Annotated in this window: 2 protein-coding genes; both read right to left on the minus strand. The window is 41.4% G+C overall.

Annotated features, from left to right (window positions below; translation table 11 throughout):
* Positions 1-273: 273 nt before the first annotated feature.
* Positions 274-1,425 carry an IS91 family transposase gene (locus tag SPSYN_RS15475; protein WP_161823383.1) on the minus strand — a complete coding sequence of 384 codons (1,152 nt, stop codon included), beginning with the start codon at positions 1,423-1,425 and terminating at the stop codon, positions 274-276.
* Positions 1,422-1,761: tyrosine-type recombinase/integrase (locus SPSYN_RS15480; RefSeq protein ID WP_161823384.1), on the minus strand; the 340-nt coding region annotated here is incomplete at its 5' end. The genes SPSYN_RS15480 and SPSYN_RS15475, both read right to left, overlap by 4 nt.

A 1,761-nucleotide genomic window follows, 5' to 3' on the forward strand; every position in this document is an offset into this window, starting at 1 on the left:
ATGTCAGGTAACCCCTGATTTTGAGTCTTAAACTTTGATTACGCACAATAGCTGCCTCGCAAAATTTTCAATTGCCATAGAAGAATGAAGTCGCTCTGCTCCCAGCTATGGGAATTCAATCTTTTTCTTCTGGTTCTTAAGCTGTAATACCACCTGATTTATACCAATTTTTCTCAAGCATCTCGTATTTTTTAAATAAAACCAGCCGAAATTGTATATACTTGCCCCCTCCCCACAAATGGGTCTTTGAAAATTTATTCAATTAATGGGCTATTATGGATAAGGCCTTGGGTATACCGAGCGTACCGCCTTCATTTTACCTTTCTTGCATACCGGACAAACCGTTACATCCTTACCTAACAGGATACTGAGAATCTCAATGGTTGTAAGACCTTCAAATTTGGGTTTGTAAGCAGGGCTAGAAGTTAGTTTTCTACACAGTTTAAGCTTTGTTTTTTTGTTCCGGTTAGCAAGTAAGCCATAGTGCCTGATTTTAACAAAACCCCTTGGAAGTATATGCATTAAAAACCGCCGGATAAATTCAACGCCTTTCAATATTACTGTCTTTTTACCACTGTCGGATTTCTTATCTCTAACGGTAAATGTCACCGTATTCTCATCCATGGATACAATTCTATTGTTAGAAATAGCGATTCGATGGGTGTACCTCCCCAGGTATTGGACAACAGCTAAAGGACCGGAAAAGGTCTCTTTTGTATAGGTATACCAATCTTTGGCATAACATTGATCGAGTAAGTTTTTGAATACCTTTGGGTTTCGGTATGCCTGCGCATTCTCATAAAAATTGAGTAAGTTTTGGTGGTAGTATTGCTTTAAATGGTATAGATATTTGCCACGGAATTTTTTAGCCAGTACCTTTACGGGAATAAAGAACTTCTTGCTGCTGCTATGCCACTTATTGTGCTTGGTTAGCCCGCCTGCCAATACGACTGAATGAATGTGCGGGTGATAATGTAAATCCTGGCCCCATGTATGCAGCAGAGAGAAAAAACCGATCTGTGCTCCCAAATATTTGTTATCCCGGGCAAGCTCAAAAAGAGTTTCAGCAGTCGCCTTGTACATCAAACCGTAAAGCAGTTCCTGGTTTTGATAAATCAGTGGCTGCAGTTCTTGCGGTACCGTAAATACTACATGAAAGTAAGGAGCGTTAAGTATATCTTTGATCCTTTTATCCACCCAGATGACTTTATTAATGCCCTGGCACATAGGGCAGTGCCGGTTACGGCATGAATTGTAGTGCACTACAGTGTGACTGCATTCATCGCATTCAGAAATATGACCACCTAAGACAGCGGTTCGGCAGCCCGTGATGTCTCTAGATGCCTTGGCCTGCTGTGAGGATGGTGCAAAGCTTTTTTTGTACTGAGAATAAAATTGAAGAAAAACATCCTGTATGGTAATCATTTTGTATCACCATAACCGGTGTCAAGGGGGCTTTTAACACCCATAAGGCTTTTCGATGTCATATGCAGGTATGTCATCGTAGTCTGAATACGCTTATGCCCCAGCATTTGCTGGATGAAAACAGGATCGACTCCGTTTTCTAAGGCGTGGGTGGCAAAGCAGTGCCGCAGTGTATGGGCAGAAATGTTCTTGTCCAGTTGCAGCCGATTCCGTAATTTTATGAGGGTGTTCTTGATGGTCTTAACGTGAATATGCTCATTTTTGTTTTGCCCTGGGAAAAGCCAATCATTGGGCTTATAGCTTTTAGGAGAAAAGTTAGACCGGAAATACTCTCGG

The organism is Sporotomaculum syntrophicum, assembly GCF_009932395.1.
Lineage (GTDB): Bacteria > Bacillota > Desulfotomaculia > Desulfotomaculales > Desulfallaceae > Sporotomaculum > Sporotomaculum syntrophicum.